The organism is Lysinibacillus sp. FSL K6-0232 (assembly GCF_038008325.1).
Lineage (GTDB): Bacteria > Bacillota > Bacilli > Bacillales_A > Planococcaceae > Lysinibacillus.
On the sequence record NZ_JBBOYW010000001.1, the window covers coordinates 1126904 to 1147445 of the forward strand.

Sequence of the window (20542 nt, forward strand, 5' to 3'; positions counted from 1 at the left end):
GCAAGACATCGTTAACTAAACGCTTTTAAAGGTGGGGTATTATGCAAACAGCCATTGCATTTATATTAATATTTGGTATGCTCGTCTTCTTCCATGAACTTGGACACTTTTTATTTGCCAAACGTGCAGGTATTTTAGTGCGTGAATTTGCCATTGGAATGGGTCCTAAAATTTATGGGAAGACACATGGGGAAACCATGTATACCATTCGTTTATTGCCTATCGGTGGATATGTACGTATGGCAGGCGAGGACATGGATGGCACAGAATTACAGCCAGGCTATCGAATAGGGCTAATTGTCAATGAAGATAATATTGTTCAAAAGATTATTTTCAATCAAAATAATAAGCAATTACCAGATTTATTATTTTTAGAAGTTGAGCGTGCTGATTTAGAAAAGGATTTGTTTGTAGAAGGCTATGATGAAGAAGAGCGCTTAGTACGTTATCAAGTAGCAAGAGATTGTGTGCTTGTGGAAAATGGTCGAGAGCTTGTTATTGCGCCACAGGATCGTCAATTCAATGCAAAAACGGTGGGACAACGTGCCATGACGATTTTTGCAGGACCATTGTTTAACTTTATTCTTGCATTTGTCATTTATTTAGTAATTGGTTTAATCCATGGTGTGCCAACGTATGAGCCAATTATTACAGAGGTTGTCGAAAATGATCCAGCTGCACAGGCAGGCATGCTTGCAGGCGATAAAGTGACAGCGATTGATGGACAAGCCGTTGAAAAATGGCAAGATTTAGCCGCTATCGTGCAAGACCATCCAAATGAAGATATTACCGTAACAATTGAGCGAGATGGACAATCTGTCAACTTAAATATGACGGTGAAGGAAATTCAGCAGGATGGCGAAAAATATGGCCAAATCGGTGTGCGCTATGAGAGCCCAAGGGAATTTAATCCACTAAAGGCAATTGTCTATGGGGCACAAGAAACCTATAATATGACTGTAAAAATATTTGAGCTTTTAGGTATGCTAATTACAGGTAAGTTCACAATAGATGCACTTTCAGGTCCTGTTGGTATTTATAAAGTAACAGAGCAAGTAGCCCAGTATGGGATTATGAACTTAATGAATTGGGCAGCAATGCTAAGCATTAACTTAGGGATTATGAACCTATTGCCATTGCCAGCACTTGATGGAGGCCGCTTATTATTCTTTGGCTTTGAAGCTTTGCGTGGCAAGCCAATTGACCGCCAAAAAGAAGGACTTGTGCATTTTGTTGGTATTGTGCTACTAATGATCTTAATGGTTGTTGTGACATGGAACGATATACAACGATTTTTCTTTTAATCGATAACTAGATATTTTGCAAATAGCTTTGAGTGCATTTTCGATGAAACATTGCGCTCAAAGCTAAATTTGTTTATGCTATGGAGAGTATAACTTATCTATGAAAAAGGTGGAACACTGAATGAAGCAAAGTAAAACATTTATTCCAACGTTACGTGAAGTACCTGCTGATGCTGAGGTCAAATCACATAAGCAATTACTACGTGCGGGGTTTATTCGTCAAAATACAAGTGGGGTATACTCGTATTTACCGCTTGCCAAACGTGTATTAACGAAAATTGAAACAATTATTCGTGAAGAAATGGAAGCCATCAATTCCATTGAGCTATTAATGCCATCACTACAATCTGCTGAGCTTTGGCAGGAATCAGGCCGCTGGGAAAAATACGGCCCAGAATTAATGCGTTTAAAAGACCGTCATGAGCGTGATTTTGCATTAGGACCAACACACGAAGAAGTCATCACTACTTTAGTACGCGATGAAATTAAATCCTATAAAAAATTACCGTTAACATTGTATCAAATTCAAACGAAATTCCGTGATGAAAAACGTCCTCGCTTCGGCTTATTACGTGGCAGAGAATTTATTATGAAGGATGCATATTCCTTCCATGCTTCCCGTGAAAGCCTAGACGAAACATATGAGGATATGTATCGTGCTTATTCTAATATTTTCTCCCGCCTCGGCTTAAACTATCGTGCTGTTATTGCAGATGCAGGTTCGATTGGCGGTAAAGGAACACATGAATTTATGGTACTTTCTGAAATCGGGGAAGATACAATTGCGTACTCAGATACTTCTGATTATGCAGCAAATATTGAAATGGCTGAGGTTGTTGTTGAGTACCAACCATCTGATGAAGCTTTAAAAGAAATTGAAAAAGTAGCAACACCAGAGCAAAAAACAATCGAAGCAGTATCCACTTTCTTACATGTAGAGCCTGCTCAAGTTATTAAGTCGTTAATTTTTGATGTTGATGGTGAGCTAGTTGTTGTACTGGCACGTGGTGACCATGAAATTAATGATATTAAACTAAAAAATGCTCTTAATGCAGATTCTGTGGAGCTTGCTAGTGAAGCAGCAATTCGCGAGTTATTAGGCTGCGGTGTTGGCTCAATTGGTCCAGTGAAATTACCAGTGGATGTAAAGGTAGTAGCAGACAATGCCGTGAAGGCAATTCGCAATGGCGTTGCTGGCGCAAATGAGGATGGCTTCCATTTAGTCAATGTGAATCCAGAGCGTGATTTTGCTGTCAACGACTACTTAGATATTCGCTTTATTCAAGAGGGTGACCCTTCTCCAGATGGACAAGGTACAATTAAATTTGCAGAAGGTATTGAAGTTGGGCATATTTTTAAATTAGGTACAACTTACTCTGAAAAAATGAATGGTACCTTCTTAGATGAGCAAGGCAAAGCACAGCCATTTATTATGGGCTGTTACGGCATTGGTGTTTCACGTATTTTAGCTGCTGTAGCAGAGCAATTCCAGGATGATAACGGCTTTACTTGGCCAATACAATTAGCGCCATATGATATTCATGTTGTGCCTGTGAATACAAAAGATGAAACACAGGTAGCATTAGCGGATGAGCTATATGGTTTATTAAAATCATATCGTTATGATGTATTGCTGGATGATCGCGCTGAGCGTGCAGGTGTTAAATTTGCAGATGCTGATTTAATTGGCCTACCTGTTCGTGTAACCGTTGGTAAAAAAGCGACAGAAGGTATTGTAGAAGTGAAATTCCGACAAACAGGTGAAACGTTTGAATGGAAAAAGGAAGAAGTTATTGATCGTTTAAATGAATTTTTCCGTAAAAACTAATAAGTAAGCTTCGAGAAAGAGCAATGCTTCTAATAGAGGCTTTTCTAAAATTTTGATAAGATAGTAGTAAAGAATTCGCGACACTTCTGCGGGACGGTAAGCTAAGCAAGAAGCAACAGATTTGTATCTGTGAAGCTTGAAGAGCACCCGCAGTGAGGAAGCGAATTTTTTTCTTGAATGCTCATCATAGCTTTAAGATGAATAAAGAATAGAGGGCTTAGTAACATAATCTTTTTTCTGAAAGTAGGTGTTGATCGATTGGAACAGCAACAAGAGGCAAGATCGAGATTTCGAATGCTCTTGCAGCAACTAGAATTAACAGATGATGTTTATATGTCATTTTTTGAAGCAGGTGAATTATCACGCTTAACCGTTCATAAAAGGAATCGACTTTGGCATTTTACCATTTTATTGCAGGATATACTGCCATTTTCGTTATACCAGCTTTTCCGTACACGCTTAACAGAGAAATTTTCAGCGATTGCTCAAATTTATACAACATTTGAAACAATCGAGAAAAATGTGACAGAGGAGCTTGTACAAGCTTATTGGTTAAGTGTTGTTGAGCAAATTGATGAAATGGCTCCAACATTGAAAAGCTGTCTGACTGCGCAAGTGCCAACATGGAATGGTCAAAAAATTTCCTTATCCTGTATGCAGGAAATGGAATATATGATGCTAAAAACAAAGTACGCTGACAAGCTGGCAGAAAGCTATTGTCAATTTGGCTTTCCTCGTATGGCATTTGACTTTGTCCTGCAGGAGCAATCAGAAGAAATGCTTGCAGCACAGGAAGCATTTGTTGAACAGAAGCGTATGGAGGAAGCGGCTCTTGCACAGCAAGCGATGGAAGACTTCCAAAAACGTGAGAAAGAGAAGAAGGATAATCCAGCAGCGGCAAGCCTCGGTGATCGACCATTCCAGCTTGGGATGCATATTAAAGACGATGAAATTATGGAAATTAAACGAATTGTCGAGGAAGAGCGCCGTGTCGTTATTGAAGGATTTGTCTTTGATACAGAAATTAAAGAACTGAAAAGCGGACGCTCATTATTACAAATAAAAATTACCGACTATACAGATTCAATTATTGTCAAGATGTTCTCACGTGACAATGATGATGCAGAATTAATGCAGCATCTGAAAAAAGGCATGTGGGTTAAGGTGCGTGGCTCTGTCCAAACAGATACATTTATTCGTGATTTAATTGTGATGGCAAATGATATTAATGAGATTAAAAAGCAAACAAGACAGGATTTAGCACCAGAGGGTGAGAAGCGAGTAGAATTGCATTTGCATACGCCAATGAGTCAAATGGACGCTGTAACACCTATTGACAGACTCGTTGCACAGGCTGCCAAATGGGGCCATCCAGCAGTTGCTATTACCGACCATGCTGTTGTGCAGGCATTCCCTGAAGCATACGCGGCTGGGAAAAAGCATGGCATCAAGATTATTTATGGGATGGAAGCTAATTTAGTGGACGATGGTGTTCCAATTGCATATGCCCCAGAGCATCGTTTGTTAGCAGATGCAACCTATGTTGTCTTTGACGTAGAAACAACAGGGCTATCAACAGCTTATGATACCATTATAGAACTTGCTGCTGTCAAAATTAAGGATGGACATGTTATCGATAAATATGAAAGCTTTGCCAACCCACATCATCCACTGTCAGCAACAACTATTGAGCTAACAGGTATTACGGATGATATGGTACGCAATGCACCAGAGGTCGAGCAGGTCATTAAAGAGTTCCATGCGTTTATTGGAGATGCGATTGTTGTCGCCCATAATGCATCCTTTGATATAGGCTTTTTATATACAGGCTATAAAAAATATGGGCTTGAAGAAACCGTACATCCAGTTATTGATACGCTAGAGCTTGCTAGGCTGCTCTATCCAACAATGAAAAACCATCGTTTAAATACATTATGTAAGAAATTTAATATTGAATTAACACAGCATCACCGAGCTATTTATGATACAGAGGCAACAGGCTACCTACTTTTACAACTGCTAAAAGATGCAGAGCAGCTAGCCATTAAATATCATGATGATTTTAATAAGCATATTGGTGGTGGTGATGCCTATAAAAAGGGCAGACCAATGCATTGTACAATTTTAGCTGTCGATAATGCAGGCTTGAAAAATTTATTTAAAATTGTTTCACATGCTCATACAAAAACATTTTATCGTGTTCCTCGTGTGACAAGGGCTGTGCTTGAGCAATATCGGGAAGGGCTATTAGTCGGCTCAGGCTGTAGCAATGGCGAATTATTTGAAACAATGATGAATAAATCCCCTGAGGAAGCGGAGCAGATTGCTCGATTTTATGATTATATTGAGGTGCAGCCAAAAGCGGTCTATGCTCCGTTGATTGAACGCAATGTCGTGCGTGATGAATGGACATTAGAGGATATTATTCGAAAGCTTGTCAAGCTAGGGAAAAAGCTTAATAAACCTGTCGTGGCAACAGGCAATGTCCATTATTTGGACCCAACAGATGCTATGTTTAGGCAAATATTGATCGGCTCTCAAGGTGGCGCAAATATTTTAAATCGATCAAAGCTACCTGAGGTTCATTTTAGAACAACGGATGAAATGCTGAAGGAATTTGATTTCTTAGGACCTGATCTTGCCAAAGAAGTGGTTGTAACCAATGCACAAAAAATTGCTGATAGCATTGGCGATGTAAAGCCGATTAAAGATGATTTATATACACCAAAAATTGAAGGCTCAGATGATGAAGTAACGAACTTAACCTATGAAATGGCGCATCGTATTTATGGCGAGGAATTGCCTGAAATCGTTAAAGCCCGCATTGAAAAAGAGCTAAAGTCGATTTTAGGACATGGCTTTGGCGTAATTTATTTAATTTCTGCCAAGCTGGTAAAAAAATCGTTGGCGGACGGTTATTTAGTAGGTTCGCGTGGTTCTGTTGGTTCTTCCCTCGTCGCAACCTTTATGGAAATTACCGAGGTCAATCCATTACCACCTCATTATATTTGCCCAAACTGTAAGCATTCTGAGTTTTTTGATGATGGTTCGGTTAGCTCAGGCTTTGACTTACCTAATAAAGACTGTCCAGAGTGTGGCACACTTTATAAAAAGGATGGACAGGATATACCATTCGAAACCTTCCTTGGTTTTAAAGGTGACAAGGTGCCTGATATCGATTTGAATTTTTCTGGTGAATATCAACCACAGGCACATAACTATACAAAGGTGCTATTTGGTGAGGATTATGTGTATCGTGCGGGAACAATCGGTACGGTTGCAGAGAAAACAGCATATGGCTATGTGAAGGGCTATGCAGGTGATCATAATTTACATTTCCGTGGCGCGGAAGTTGATCGCTTAGTACAGGGCTGTACAGGTGTAAAACGAACAACAGGGCAGCATCCAGGGGGCATTATTGTTGTACCTGATTATATGGATATTTACGATTTCTCCCCAGTGCAATACCCTGCGGATGCACAGGATGCTGAATGGCGGACAACCCATTTCGACTTCCATTCCATTCATGATAATATTTTAAAGCTTGATATACTTGGACACGATGATCCGACCGTCATAAGGATGTTGCAGGATTTATCTGGCATTGATCCAAAAACAATTCCAACAGATGACCCTGTTGTGATGAAAATCTTTAGCTCTCCTGAATCTTTAGGGGTGACAGAAAAGCAAATTGGCTGTAAAACAGGCACATTAGGTATACCAGAGTTTGGGACTAAATTTGTCCGTCAAATGCTGGAGGATACAAAGCCATCTACATTCTCAGAGCTTGTGCAAATTTCAGGACTCTCACATGGTACAGACGTATGGCTTGGCAATGCGCAGGAATTAATTCAAAGCGGTACATGTGTGCTAAAAGAAGTAATTGGTTGTCGTGATGATATTATGGTGTATTTAATTTACCAAGGGCTAGAGCCATCACTGGCATTTAAAATAATGGAATCTGTACGAAAAGGAAAAGGCTTAACAGAGGAATTTGAAGCAGAGATGCTGGCGAATAAGGTACCTGGCTGGTATATCGAATCATGTAAAAAGATCAAGTACATGTTCCCAAAGGCGCACGCAGCAGCATATGTATTAATGGCGGTGCGTATTGCTTGGTTTAAGGTGCATTTCCCAATTCTTTATTATGCGGCGTACTTTACAGTGCGTGCAGATGATTTTGATTTAATTGCGATGGTGCAAGGCTCACAAATGATTCGTGCACGTATTGATGAAATCAATATGAAAGGCTTAGATGCCTCTACAAAAGAGAAAAACTTATTAACCGTGCTAGAGATTGCGCTAGAGATGTGTGAGCGTGGGATGAGCTTCCAAAAAGTTGATTTATATCGCTCACAGGCAAGTGAATTTATTATTGATGGTAATACATTAATTCCGCCATTCGATGCGATTCCAGGGCTTGGCACTAACGTAGCGAAGCAAATTGTAGAGGCACGCAAGGACGGGGAATTTTTATCGAAGGAAGATTTACAGCAGCGAGGTCGTGTATCTAAAACCTTGATTGAATATATGGATCAGCTTGGCTGTCTAGAAGGTATGCCAGATGCCAATCAGCTATCACTGTTCTAATGTGTAGAGGCGTTCTAGATTTTGTTCCTTCTACAAAGTTCTTCCTCTGCAATGAAGGAATTTGCATTGTGTAATGAATTGTGCTATTCTAATGGTAATAATTTGTTGATATTTTTCCAGCAAAAGAGTGGGACATTCCCGCTCTTTTCTGTTGTTATACCATAGCAAAACAAATTTTGACTAACAGCAGGTAAGACCGTAAAATTTCACCACAGCAACTGGTGGAATTTCTGTTTTATTATGGTTCAGTAGAATTTGATAGATACAGGAGGAAATAATGAGCAAAGTACCAGCTTTAATTGAAGAGCTCGCTAAACCAATTGTGGATGAGTTAAACCTTGAACTAGTGGATATTGAATTCGTAAAAGAGGGACGTAATTGGTTCTTACGTGTATATGTTGATACGCCTGAGGGTGGCATTGACATTGACCAATGTGCTCAAGTAAGTGAGCGACTCAGTTTACTATTGGATGAAAAAGACCCCATTACGCAAAACTATTATTTAGAAGTTTCTTCACCTGGAGCAGAGCGTCCATTAAAAAAAGATGCTGATTTTGAAAAGGCAATTGGCAAATTTATTTATGTAAAAACCTATGAGCCCGTTAAGGACATGAAGGAATTCCAAGGCTACTTAACATCATACGATAAGCATACATTGGTGATGGATGTGCGCATTAAAACGCGTAAAATAACAGTAACAATTGAACAGGAAAAAATTGCTTTGGCGCGATTAGCCATCGATTTTTCAGCATAATGCATATTTAGGAGTGAAAATAAAATGAGTAGTGATTTGTTAGATGCGCTAAATGCGCTAGAAGAGCAAAAAGGAATTTCAAGAGATGTGTTAATTGAAGCCATTGAAGCGGCATTAGTTACAGCTTACAAACGCAACTTTAACCAAGCACAAAATGTTCGAGTTGATTTAAATTTAGATAAAGGCTCTATTCGTGTATTCTCACGTAAGGACGTTGTAGAAGAAGTAGAGGATGATCGTTTACAAATTTCGTTAGAGGATGCCAAAGCTATCAATCCTGCTTATCAGCTAGAAGATATTGTCGAGCAAGAAGTAACACCACGCAACTTTGGACGTATTGCTGCACAAACGGCAAAGCAAGTTGTGACACAGCGTGTACGTGAAGCAGAGCGAGGTTTAATTTACGAGCAATATGTAGATCGTGAAGATGATATCGTAACAGGTGTTGTAGAGCGTCTAGATGCTCGCAATATTTATGTTGGCTTAGGTAAAGTAGAAGCAGCATTGCCAGTCAATGAACAAATCCAAGGTGAAACATATCAGCCACATGATCGTATTAAAGTATATATTACAAAAGTTGAACGTACGACACGTGGACCACAAGTAATAGTATCTCGTACACATCCAGGTTTACTACGCCGCTTATTTGAAATGGAAGTACCTGAGATTTATGAGGGCATTGTCGAAATTAAATCAATTGCTCGTGAAGCGGGTGATCGTTCTAAAATTTCAGTTTACGCACACAATGAAGAAGTTGATCCAGTTGGTTCATGTGTAGGTGCAAAAGGTGCGCGTGTACAAACAATTGTCAATGAGCTAAATGGTGAAAAAATTGATATTGTAGAATGGTCTGAGGACCCAGTTGTCTTTGTCGCAAATGCACTAAGCCCATCAAAAGTATTAGATGTGCAAGTGGACGAAGAAGAAAAATCAACAACAGTTGTTGTACCAGATTATCAATTATCACTAGCAATTGGTAAGCGTGGACAAAATGCACGTTTAGCTGCGAAGCTGACTGGCTGGAAAATTGATATTAAGAGTGAAACAGATGCTCGCGAATTAGGTATTTATCCTTCTGCTACAAGCACATTCATACCTGCTGAGGATGAAGACAGTGATTTTGATGAAGTAGCAGTAGACTTATATCAAGATGACGAAGAATAAGTAAGAAAGCCCGTGTGACAAGTTAGCTGGCAGTATTCAGTGGGCCCCCTACGCCGACTGAATACTGTCAGAGCGTCAAGTAGAGCACGACTTGTCCACCTCTTACGACAAGCTTCAGAGAGGAATGGTGATTCTTATGGCTGTAAATAGAAAAGTACCTCTTCGGAAATGTGTAGCGACTGGAGAAATGCTACCAAAGAAAGAGATGATACGTGTTGTTCGCTCAAAAGAGGGCGAAGTAAGTGTAGATGTTTCAGGGAAAAAGCCTGGGCGTGGTGCCTATGTTTCGAAATCTGAGGAAGCCGTTGACATCGCGCGTAAGAAAAATGTATTAGGGCACCAGCTTGATGTGAAAATTCCTGAAGAAATCTATGAGGAGCTTATTTTGCTTATTCGTAGGGAGTCAATTTTATGATGAATCAAGCAATATTTAATTTGCTTGGGATTGCGGCAAGAGCCCGTAAAGTGATTTCAGGAGAAGAGCTAGTTGTGAAGGAAGTCCGCAATGGCAATGCCAAGCTAGTGCTGCTTGCAAACGATGCTTCTAAAAACGCTAGTAAGAAAATTCAAGATAAGTGCACGTACTACAACGTTGAGTATCATGTATTTGGTGATCGATATGAGCTAGGACATGCTACAGGTAAGGAGGCCCGAGTGGCTTTAGCGATTACCGATAAAGGTTTTGCAAGTAAATTGTCTAGTCTACTCAACGAAAACTAATCGGGGGTGAGCAGATGACCAAAATCAGAGTTCATGAATATGCGAAACAAGTGAATAAAACGAGTAAAGAGGTTATTGAAGCACTAAATAAATTAAATGTGAGTGTAACAAATCATATGTCTATGTTAGAAAAGGACACTGTGACAAAGTTAGACAAATCATTTAAAGCAACACCTGAGAAAAATGTAGCAAAACAACAAACACAAAATATATCACAAAAATCTCAAGCAGCTGGTCAGTCAAAAACACAACATTCGGCAAAGAAGCAGGAAGGCCAAAAGCAACAATTTGCTGCTTCTAAGCCGAGAGCAAACAATCAACAACATTCAAATTCGTCTAACGAAAAATCTAAGAATACAAAAGGTAATCAAAATAGAAATATGACACAAAATAACAATAATAATCGCAGAGGTGGCGGTGGTTATAACCAACGTCCAAAACCAGGAATTCATGGAGGCAAACGTCGCCATCCAAAAACACATCAACCATCTATACCAGTGAAACAAAAGGAACTTCCAGAAAAAATTACGTTTGTGGAATCCTTATCAGTAGCAGAGCTAGCAAAAAAATTGCACCGTGAACCATCTGAAATTATTAAAAAACTATTTATGCTTGGTGTAATGGCAACGATTAACCAAGAATTAGATAAGGATGCAATCGAATTAATTTGCGCAGACTATGGTGTAGAAGTTGAAGAAGAAATCCGTGTGGATATTACGGATTTAGAAACACACTTCGAGCAAACAGAAGAAGTAAACGAGGCAGAATTATCAGAACGTCCGCCAGTTGTGACAATTATGGGACACGTTGACCATGGTAAAACAACATTGCTAGACTCTATTCGTCATACAAAAGTAACTGCTGGCGAAGCTGGCGGTATTACACAGCATATTGGTGCTTATCAAGTAACAGAAGGTGATAAAAAAATCACATTCCTTGATACACCAGGACACGCTGCATTTACAACAATGCGTGCACGTGGTGCAAAAGTAACCGATTTAACAATTTTAGTAGTAGCTGCTGATGATGGTGTGATGCCACAAACAGTAGAGGCTATTAATCATGCAAAAGCAGCGGAAGTACCAATTATCGTTGCTGTGAATAAAATGGATAAACCGTCAGCAAATCCAGACCGTGTGATGCAAGAGCTAACAGAGCATGGTTTAGTTCCTGAAGCTTGGGGCGGTGACACAATTTTCGTACCAATTTCTGCTTTAAAAGGTGAAGGCATTGATACATTATTAGAAATGATTTTACTTGTTGCAGAGGTTGGCGAGCTTAAAGCAAATCCAGAGCGTTTAGCAATTGGTACAGTGATTGAAGCTCAGCTTGATAAAGGGCGCGGCTCAGTGGCAACACTATTAGTACAAGACGGTACATTAAAAGTAGGTGATCCAATCGTTGTTGGTCATACGTACGGTCGTGTACGTGCAATGGTCAACGATAAAGGTCGTCGTGTCAAAGAAGCTGGACCATCTACACCAGTGGAAATTACAGGTTTAAATGATGTACCACAAGCTGGTGACCGTTTCGTTGTCTTTGAAGATGAAAAAACAGCACGCCAAGTTGGGGAAACACGTGCAATGTCAGTTATTCAAGCACAGCGCTCAGAAAAGCAACGCGTAACACTTGATAATTTATTTGAGCAAATGAGCCAAGGCGAAATGAAAGAGCTTAACTTAATTGTGAAAGCAGACGTTCAAGGTACTGTAGAAGCAATGGCAGCCTCATTAATGAAAATTGACGTAGAAGGTGTTAATGTGAAAATTATTCACACAGGTGCTGGTGCCATTACGGAATCTGATATTTCACTTGCAGCCGCTTCTAATGCGATTGTTATCGGCTTCAATGTACGTCCAGATGCAAATGCCAAACGTGCAGCAGAAGAAGAAGGCGTAGATATTCGTTTACACCGCATTATTTATAAAGTAATCGAAGAAATCGAACAAGCGATGAAAGGTATGCTTGATCCTGAGTTTGAAGAAAAAATTATCGGTCAAGCGGAAGTTCGCCAAACAATTAAAGTATCAAAAGTTGGTACGATTGCGGGTTCATATGTAACAGAAGGAAAAGTAACACGTGATTCTGGTGTACGTGTAATCCGTGATAATGTTGTTATTTTCGAAGGTGAATTAGATACACTAAAACGCTTTAAAGATGAAGTAAAAGAAGTAGCAAAAGGATACGAATGTGGTATTACCATTACAAACTTCAACGATATTAAAGAAGGCGACATTATTGAAGCCTATATTATGGAAGAAGTTAAACGCGTATAATGATTGTTTATGCAGAGGTTGAATTTATCATTCAAACTGCCCATTCGTTAAAGGAAAAACGAGCTGTCCTACAGCGTATGCTTACTCGCACAAAGCAAAAATTTAATGTTTCCATTGCGGAAATTGACCATCAAAATGTATGGCAGCGCACAAAGTTAGCACTTGTTGCTGTTTCTTCATCGAAAGAGGCGGCTGAACGAGAAATTAATCATGCGCTCCACTACTTAGAGTCAAATCCGTCATGGGAACAGCTAAATGTCTGGCGAGATTATTTATAAGGTATAGTAGATAGTTGTGGTAGCAATCAAAGAATGAATATACAACTATCTGTACATCGAAATAGAGGTGACAAATTATGTCTCTACGTTCAAACCGTGTTGCCGAGCAAATGAAAAAGGAGCTTGGTGATATTCTTGGCCGTAAAATCAAAGACCCACGTGTTGGCTTTGTGACTGTTACAGGTGTTGAAGTAACAGGTGATTTACAGCAAGCAACAATTTATATAACATCTTTAGGCAATGAACGTGAACGTGAGGAAACACTGAAAGCTTTAGTGAAAGCCTCTGGTTTTATTCGCTCAGAAATTGGTTCACGCATTCGTCTACGACGTACACCAGAATTAATCTTTGAATTTGATTCATCGATTGAATATGGTAATCGTATTGATTCATTGTTAAGAGATTTACACAAAGAATAAGCTGATTAAAAGTCTGCCACATGCATCGTCATGCAGGCAGACTTTTTCTTGTAAAGAAAGCGATGGGGAGGAGCTATATGAACGGTATTTTACCGCTTTGGAAAGAAAGAGGCATGACGAGCCATGATTGTGTCTTTAAATTACGCAAAATTTTGCGGACAAAAAAAGTTGGGCATACAGGTACACTTGATCCAGGTGTTGAGGGCGTACTACCAATTTGTATTGGCCAAGCAACTCGAATAGCAGAATATTTAACGGACGCAGGGAAAACCTATGAAGCAATTATTTCAATCGGTCGTACCACGACAACCGAGGATGCAGAAGGTGAAACTGTTGAAGAAAATCTTACGATAAAAAAATTTTCTCGTGAACAGTTGCTAGAGGTTTTAGCTTCATTAACTGGAGTTATTGAACAAACACCACCCATGTTTTCAGCAGTAAAAGTAAATGGGAAGCGCCTCTATGAATATGCGCGAAAAGGCGAAAGTGTTGAAAGACCAACCCGCCAAGTCACAATTTATGATTTAGAGCTTCTTGATGAGCTAGCACAATATGAGGGGCAAGAGATTACATTTCCTGTCCGTATCGCTTGCAGTAAAGGGACCTATATACGAACATTAGCTGTACAAATTGGTGAGGCGCTTGGCTATCCAGCACATATGAAGGAACTCGTACGAACTGCCTCAGGTACCTTTACACAGGATAACTGTTTTACATTAGCACAGGTTGCTGAGCTAATGGAGGCTGAGCAAGGGGCTACCTGTATTTTACCTGTCGAGTATGCATTAGCAGACTATCCATATATTGAGATTACGAACGCCAATGAAAAAGAAATTTTCAATGGACAAGTGCTTCCAGCAGATGCATTATTAAAGAGTCATGATAAAATTGTGTTTGGAATCAATGGAAAGGCAGTTGCGGTTTATCAAGCTCATCCGACAAAGGAAGGGCTGATGAAACCACACAAGATGTTTCCGATGATAGAGTAGGAGGATTTTTGCATGGAGGTCATTCATTTAAAATACCCTCATCAATTACAACAGCGAGAAAGCAAGCAACCATATTCATTAGCACTAGGCTTTTTCGATGGTGTACATAGAGGGCATCAAGCAGTGATTAAGACAGCGAAGGAAGAGGGGGACAAGCGGCACATTCCAACTGCGGTAATGACATTCGATCCACATCCTTCACTAGTCCTTGGTGGACGTAATGAAAAGGTTTTCTATATTACACTTTTACAGCAGAAATTACAGCTTTTCAAGGAGCTAGGTGTGAATGCCGTATTTGTTGTTCATTTTACATCTGACTTTGCCAAGCTTTCACCCGCTGCATTTATTGATACATTTATTCGCGAATTAAATATTCAGCATGTGACAGCTGGATTTGATTTTTCTTTTGGCGCATTTGGAAAAGGTACAATGGAGGATATGCGCGCATTAAGTAATGGCGATTACGGTGTAACGATTGTTGATAAAAAAACAGATGATATTGAAAAAATTAGCTCTACTCGTATTCGTAAGCTTTTACAGGAAGGCGAGATGGAAGCTGCAAGAACATTATTAGGAAGACCATTTGAAATTAGTGGTATTGTTGTGCATGGCGATAAGCGTGGGCGTACAATAGGCTTCCCAACCGCAAATATTCAAGCATTGGAAGGAACGTATATTCCAGCAAGTGGTGTCTATGCGGTGCGTTTGCTTGTGCAAAATAATTGGTATGATGCTGTTTGTAATGTAGGCTATAAACCTACTTTCAAAGACCCAAGCAATAAGCAGCTCTCCATTGAAGTCCATATTTTAAACTTTGATAAAAATATCTATGGTGAGGAAGTTCATGTCACGTGGTATAAACGTATTCGCAGTGAACGAAAATTTGATGGCATTGAAGCATTAAAAACCCAAATCGAAAAGGATAAACAAGAAACTATTCGCTATTTTAATGAGCTTCAATAGCTTGTTCCATTCGCTAAGTCAGTGTTTTTACTTGCTTGACCAATTGTTTTATGGTAACATTCATAAGTGCATAAATGCTTAACCTTAGCTCGGTATATCGATGACTCCAACGTTTACTGTGCTAATGGGGATACATTATTATTTAGGAGGTCCATATAAATGGCTATTTCAAAAGAACGTAAAAACGAAATTATCGCTGAGTATCGCACTCACGAAAGTGACACTGGTTCACCAGAAGTACAAGTTGCAGTATTAACAGCAGAAATCAATGCTTTAAACACTCACTTACGTACACACAAAAAAGATTTCCACTCTGAGCGTGGTCTTCTTAAAATGGTAGGTCGTCGTCGTCACTTATTAAAATATCTTCGTGAAACTGACGTACAACGCTACCGTGAATTAATCAACCGTTTAGGCTTACGTCGCTAATTAATAGCAAGATTTAAGACTATAGACATGTTTACATGTCTATAGTCTTTTTTTATCTTGCGTCTTTGTTCATCAGAAAGTCACAACTTTTTTACACAACCATGAACGATCGCTAAAAAAGATTTATACGAAATACAACGGTGATATATTTTAATCACATCGTATTGTTTAGACAAAAGTCATGCGACGATTGATCTAAAACAATGATTGAGTATAAAAGAAGTTGCTTTCAATAACATTGTCAAGAGAAAAGGGTGAGTTGTATGTTTAATAAACTGTTACGAGAAAACACAATTGTTGCTGGCGTATTAACAGTTATTCGTATTTACTTAGGATGGCATTGGCTAACAGCAGGGTGGGGAAAGGTAGTCAATGATTTTGATGCAACTGGCTTTTTGATAAATGCGGTGGAAAATCCCGTAACAAGTGGTAGCAGTGGCGAATTAATGTATCCGTTATATGTAAAATTTATTGAGGCATTTGCTGTACCTAATGCACAGCTTATTAATATTTTAATTCCTTGGGGAGAGGTTTTAGTAGGGCTAGGGCTGATTCTTGGCTGTTTAACAACATATGCAGCATTTTTCGGCATGGTTATGAACTTTGCATTTTTACTAGCAGGCACAATATCCAGTAATCCTTGGGATATTTTATTAGCTATCTTTATTGCAGCTGCAGGCTATAATGCAGGTAAATTTGGACTAGACCGCTTCGTGATACCATTATTTAGAGAAGAACTAAAAATAGCAAATATAAATGACACTTCAACAAAAGCTATCTCTAAAAATACATAGCATAGCTCAACTCAAACCCCTCTGTCAAAATAATGACAGGGGGATTTTTATCGTGTATAGGATTTTTAAGCGTGGATGCCCCTTGCTCTTACTGTTTTGCAAGACGCTAAAATCAAATTATTGAGGCAGGTTGTATTTGCACTCCCAATGTGCAACAGTAAAATATATGCATCACTATAAATATTCTTTGGACGATTAAGTGAGTATCCGTGGTATAATGATAGTATTGGATAAATTTGCACTTGAAAAATAATGGAGTAAAAAAGGTTATTGCTAGGGTAAAAATGTTTTCGATAAAATGTCGAAATAAATCTTAAATAAATTGGCAATAACTGAATTTAACTGTATGATTAGTTTATAAAATATTTTTTAGCATAGAACAAGCATTTTTGGTACACTTACTATTAGTACATACAGACGAAGTAAGTGTTTTATAATAGAGAGGGGTTCATTAAATGAACGAAAAGAAAGTCTATTCCTACGAATGGGCTGGCCGTCCACTTGTTATTGAAGTTGGACAGTTAGCAAAACAAGCAAATGGAGCCGTATTAGTCCGTTATGGCGATACTTCTGTACTTGCTACAGCAACAATGTCAAAATCACCAAAACCACTTGATTTCTTCCCATTAACAGTTAACTATGAAGAACGTCTATATGCTGCAGGTAAAATTCCTGGCGGCTTTATTAAACGTGAAGGACGCCCTTCTGAAAAGGCAATTTTAGCAAGCCGCTTAATTGACCGTCCAATTCGCCCGATGTTCCCAGATGGCTTCCGTAATGAAGTACAAGTCATTTCGATGGTCATGTCAAATGACCCTAATTGTACTTCTGAAATGGCAGCAATGGTTGGTTCATCATTAGCATTAGCAATTTCAGATATTCCATTTAACGGGCCAATAGCAGGTGTACAAGTTGGCTATATTGATGGGGAGTTTATTGTAAACCCAACAGTGGAGCAATCTAACCAATCAACAATTCACTTATCTGTAGCAGGTAACAAAGATGCGATTAACATGGTTGAGGCTGGTGCGCTTGAAGTGCCAGAAGAAACAATGTTAGAGGCAATTATGTTTGGTCATGAGGAAATTAAAAAAATCATTGCCTTCCAAGAGCAAATTGCAGCAGAGGTAGGTAAAGAAAAGCTACCAGTGACATTATTTGAAATTGATGAAGCGATTCAAGCAGATATAAAAGCAGTTTGTGAAGCGGATATGCATGATGCAATTCAAACGGCTGAGAAGCATGCACGTGATGAGGCGATTCAAGCAGTAAAAGATCGTGTGGTTGCTTCCTATGAAGAGCAAGAAGCAGACGAAGAAACAATGAAGCAAGTGTATACGATTCTCGATAAGATGGTAAAAGACGAGGTACGTCGTCAAATTACAGAGGACAAAATTCGTCCTGATGGTCGTAAGCTCGATGAAATTCGACCACTTTCATCTGAAACTGGCTTATTACAACGTACGCATGGTTCGGCACTATTTACACGTGGACAAACACAAGCATTATCAATTTGTACACTAGGGGCACTTGGTGATGTACAAATTATTGATGGTTTAGGTGTAGAAGAATCAAAACGCTTTATGCACCATTATAACTTCCCGCAATTTTCTGTAGGGGAAACAGGCCCAATCCGTGGACCAGGTCGTCGTGAAATTGGTCACGGTGCTTTAGGTGAGCGTGCGCTTGAAGCGGTTATTCCAGATGAATCTGAGTTCCCATATACAATCCGCTGTGTATCAGAGGTATTGGAATCAAACGGTTCTACATCTCAGGCTTCCATCTGTGCATCAACATTAGCGATGATGGATGCAGGTGTTCCATTAAAAGCACCAGTAGCAGGTATCGCAATGGGTCTTATTAAAAAAGGTGAGCATTACTCCATTTTAACGGATATTCAAGGAATGGAAGACCATTTAGGTGATATGGACTTTAAAGTTGCCGGTACAGCTAAAGGTGTAACAGCTCTACAAATGGATATTAAAATTGATGGGTTATCTCGCAATATTTTAGAAGAAGCACTAACACAGGCTAAAGTAGGACGTATGCATATTTTAGAGTCAATGCTTGCAACACTATCAGAACCACGTCAAAAATTATCTGAGTTTGCGCCAAAAATCGTTATTGTAAAAATTAATCCAGATAAAATCCGCGATGTAATCGGACCTGGCGGTAAACAAATTAATAAAATTATTGAAGAAACAGGCGTAAAGATAGATACAGAACAAGATGGTACAATCTATATTTCTTCTGCTGATGAAGCAATGAATGCACGCGCAAAACAAATTATTGAAGATATTGTACGTGAAGCAAAAGAAGGCGAATACTACCTAGCAACAGTGAAGCGTATTGAAAAATTCGGTGCGTTTTGTGAAATCTTCCCAGGCAAAGATGGCTTGCTACACATTTCTGAAATCCAAGAGGAACGTACAAAGCAAGTTGAGGATGTTTTAAAGCTTGGTGATGAATTACTTGTCAAAGTGATTGAAATTGATAAGCAAGGTCGTGTGAATTTATCTCGTAAAGTAGTTGTACAAGAGGAAAAAGAGCGCGCTGCACAAGGCAAATAATAATAATGGAAAGGCTGCGTATAGTGCGCAGTCTTTTTCAATCCTATAAAATACTTATGTTTACAAGAAAGAGAGAAAGATAGAAGTGGGGGAGATTTTTTGGTTCAAGTACATACATGCCCAAATGGTGTGCGAATTGTGTCGGAGCAAATTGATTATGTAAGGTCTGTAGCTTTAGGTATTTTTGTCAATGCAGGCTCTCGCTATGAGCTGCCTGAAGAGAATGGTATTACACATTTTATTGAACATATGCTGTTTAAAGGAACAGCAACTCGCTCAGCACGGCAAATTGCAGAAGAGTTTGATCGAATTGGCGGAGAGCTTAATGCTTTTACCTCGAAAGAAAATACATGTTATTATGCCAAGGTTTTAGACCATCATGCAGAGCTTGCGATGACGATATTAGCAGATATGTTTTTTAACTCTACATTTGCCGAAGAAGAATTGGAAAAAGAGCGACAAGTTGTATTAGAGGAAATATTAATGAGCGAAGATGCCCCTGATGACGATGTGCATGAAAAGCTATGGAGCGTGATGTATCCAAATGATGCACTTGGTCGTCCAATTTTAGGTACAGCTGCTACATTAAAAACATTTACAGCAGCAACAATACGACAGTATATGGCAAAGCATTATGGTCCTGAGTCTGTTGTTATTTCTGTTGCAGGCAATATCTCACCACAGCTTCTTGCAACGATTGAACAGCTCTTTGGGCACTACAAGCCTTCACCGCTTGCTATTGAGCCAGTATTAACATATCCGACGTTTCATGCAGGGGAAATTATGAAAATACGTGATACAGAGCAAGCACACCTAGCGATTTCCTATCCAGCAATTGGTGTAAAGGACCCTGACATGTATAGCTTTATTGCGCTAAATAGCATTATCGGTGGTAATATGAGCTCACGACTGTTTCAAGAGGTGCGTGAGGAACGAGGGCTAGCCTATTCTATTTTTTCCTATCAATCATGTTATGCCGATGTAGGTGCTTTTACGATTTATGGTAGTACGAGTCGACAGCAATTAGCACAGCTTCAGCATACCATTGATGCCACTTTACTAGATATTGTAGCAGGTGGTGTTACAGAGGAGGAGCTTGATAATGCAAAAGAGCAGCTTAAAGGCAGCTTTGTCCTTGGCTTAGAGGGGACAGGTGCTCGTATGAATCGCAATGGAACAAGTGAACTTGTCCATCGCAAGCATCGAACTGTAGACGAGGTTCTTAAATCGATAGATGCCGTATCGATGGAGTCTGTAGATCGGCTGATTGCCAAAATTTTAAAAGCAGAACCAGCTATCTCAATCATAGGTCCTAGCGAATAAAGATATTTTAATAAGATAGCATTTGTTCAAGCTATTATTAGATAGGAGATTGGCATTTATTTTCAATGTGGATAAGTGACAACAGCCCTCCATAAAACCTTTACCCAAAAGGTAACACTTTATTAAACTGGCGAGGAAGGT

At 39.3% G+C, this 20542-nt stretch carries 16 protein-coding genes; all 16 read left to right on the forward strand.

Features of this window, described 5'->3' with window-relative positions:
- Positions 1-41 precede the first annotated feature (41 nt).
- The 16 genes from rseP to MHB42_RS05345 all read left to right on the forward strand — a co-directional run bounded on the left by rseP (position 42) and on the right by MHB42_RS05345 (position 20401).
- A complete protein-coding gene (rseP, locus tag MHB42_RS05270) occupies positions 42-1304 on the forward strand; it encodes an RIP metalloprotease RseP (protein WP_340804769.1) in 1263 nt (420 codons plus the stop codon).
- A 121-nt stretch (positions 1305-1425) separates the two neighbouring features.
- Complete coding sequence (locus tag MHB42_RS05275) at positions 1426-3132, forward strand: proline--tRNA ligase (RefSeq protein ID WP_340804770.1); 1707 nt, start codon at positions 1426-1428, stop codon at positions 3130-3132.
- A gap of 258 nt (positions 3133-3390) precedes the next feature.
- On the forward strand, positions 3391-7722 hold the full coding sequence (locus MHB42_RS05280) for a PolC-type DNA polymerase III (RefSeq protein ID WP_340804771.1): 4332 nt from the start codon (positions 3391-3393) through the stop codon (positions 7720-7722).
- A gap of 277 nt (positions 7723-7999) precedes the next feature.
- The gene (rimP, locus tag MHB42_RS05285) at positions 8000-8476 is read left to right on the forward strand and encodes a ribosome maturation factor RimP (RefSeq protein ID WP_340804772.1); all 477 of its coding nucleotides are present in this window, start codon (positions 8000-8002) and stop codon (positions 8474-8476) included.
- Between the two features lie 24 nt (positions 8477-8500).
- The gene (nusA, locus tag MHB42_RS05290) at positions 8501-9640 is read left to right on the forward strand and encodes a transcription termination factor NusA (RefSeq protein WP_340804773.1); all 1140 of its coding nucleotides are present in this window, start codon (positions 8501-8503) and stop codon (positions 9638-9640) included.
- Between the two features lie 136 nt (positions 9641-9776).
- Entirely contained in the window at positions 9777-10055 is a 279-nt protein-coding gene (gene rnpM / locus MHB42_RS05295) for an RNase P modulator RnpM (RefSeq protein ID WP_340804774.1), read from the forward strand.
- Entirely contained in the window at positions 10052-10360 is a 309-nt protein-coding gene (locus MHB42_RS05300; protein ID WP_340804775.1) for a YlxQ family RNA-binding protein, read from the forward strand. The genes rnpM and MHB42_RS05300 overlap by 4 nt, the downstream gene beginning before the upstream one ends.
- A gap of 14 nt (positions 10361-10374) precedes the next feature.
- Positions 10375-12636: a translation initiation factor IF-2 gene (gene infB / locus MHB42_RS05305; RefSeq protein ID WP_340804776.1), complete on the forward strand. Its 2262-nt coding sequence runs from the start codon at positions 10375-10377 to the stop codon at positions 12634-12636.
- Positions 12636-12914, forward strand: a complete 279-nt coding sequence (locus MHB42_RS05310; RefSeq protein ID WP_340804777.1) for a DUF503 domain-containing protein — start codon at positions 12636-12638, stop codon at positions 12912-12914. The genes infB and MHB42_RS05310 overlap by 1 nt, the downstream gene beginning before the upstream one ends.
- Before the next feature lie 77 nt (positions 12915-12991).
- On the forward strand, positions 12992-13333 hold the full coding sequence (gene rbfA, locus MHB42_RS05315) for a 30S ribosome-binding factor RbfA (protein WP_004225003.1): 342 nt from the start codon (positions 12992-12994) through the stop codon (positions 13331-13333).
- A gap of 77 nt (positions 13334-13410) precedes the next feature.
- Positions 13411-14322, forward strand: a complete 912-nt coding sequence (truB, locus tag MHB42_RS05320) for a tRNA pseudouridine(55) synthase TruB (RefSeq protein WP_340804780.1) — start codon at positions 13411-13413, stop codon at positions 14320-14322.
- Positions 14323-14334: 12 nt separating this feature from the next.
- Complete coding sequence (gene ribF, locus MHB42_RS05325) at positions 14335-15285, forward strand: riboflavin biosynthesis protein RibF (RefSeq protein ID WP_340804782.1); 951 nt, start codon at positions 14335-14337, stop codon at positions 15283-15285.
- A gap of 159 nt (positions 15286-15444) precedes the next feature.
- Positions 15445-15714 carry a 30S ribosomal protein S15 gene (rpsO, locus tag MHB42_RS05330; protein WP_053993966.1) on the forward strand — a complete coding sequence of 90 codons (270 nt, stop codon included), beginning with the start codon at positions 15445-15447 and terminating at the stop codon, positions 15712-15714.
- Between the two features lie 263 nt (positions 15715-15977).
- Positions 15978-16508 (forward strand): DoxX family protein, encoded by a 531-nt coding sequence (locus tag MHB42_RS05335; protein ID WP_340804784.1) that lies wholly within the window; start codon positions 15978-15980, stop codon positions 16506-16508.
- Between the two features lie 455 nt (positions 16509-16963).
- A complete protein-coding gene (pnp, locus tag MHB42_RS05340) occupies positions 16964-19078 on the forward strand; it encodes a polyribonucleotide nucleotidyltransferase (protein ID WP_340804786.1) in 2115 nt (704 codons plus the stop codon).
- 99 nt (positions 19079-19177) lie between these two features.
- Positions 19178-20401 carry a M16 family metallopeptidase gene (locus MHB42_RS05345; protein WP_340804788.1) on the forward strand — a complete coding sequence of 408 codons (1224 nt, stop codon included), beginning with the start codon at positions 19178-19180 and terminating at the stop codon, positions 20399-20401.
- The last annotated feature ends 141 nt before the right edge of the window (positions 20402-20542 follow it).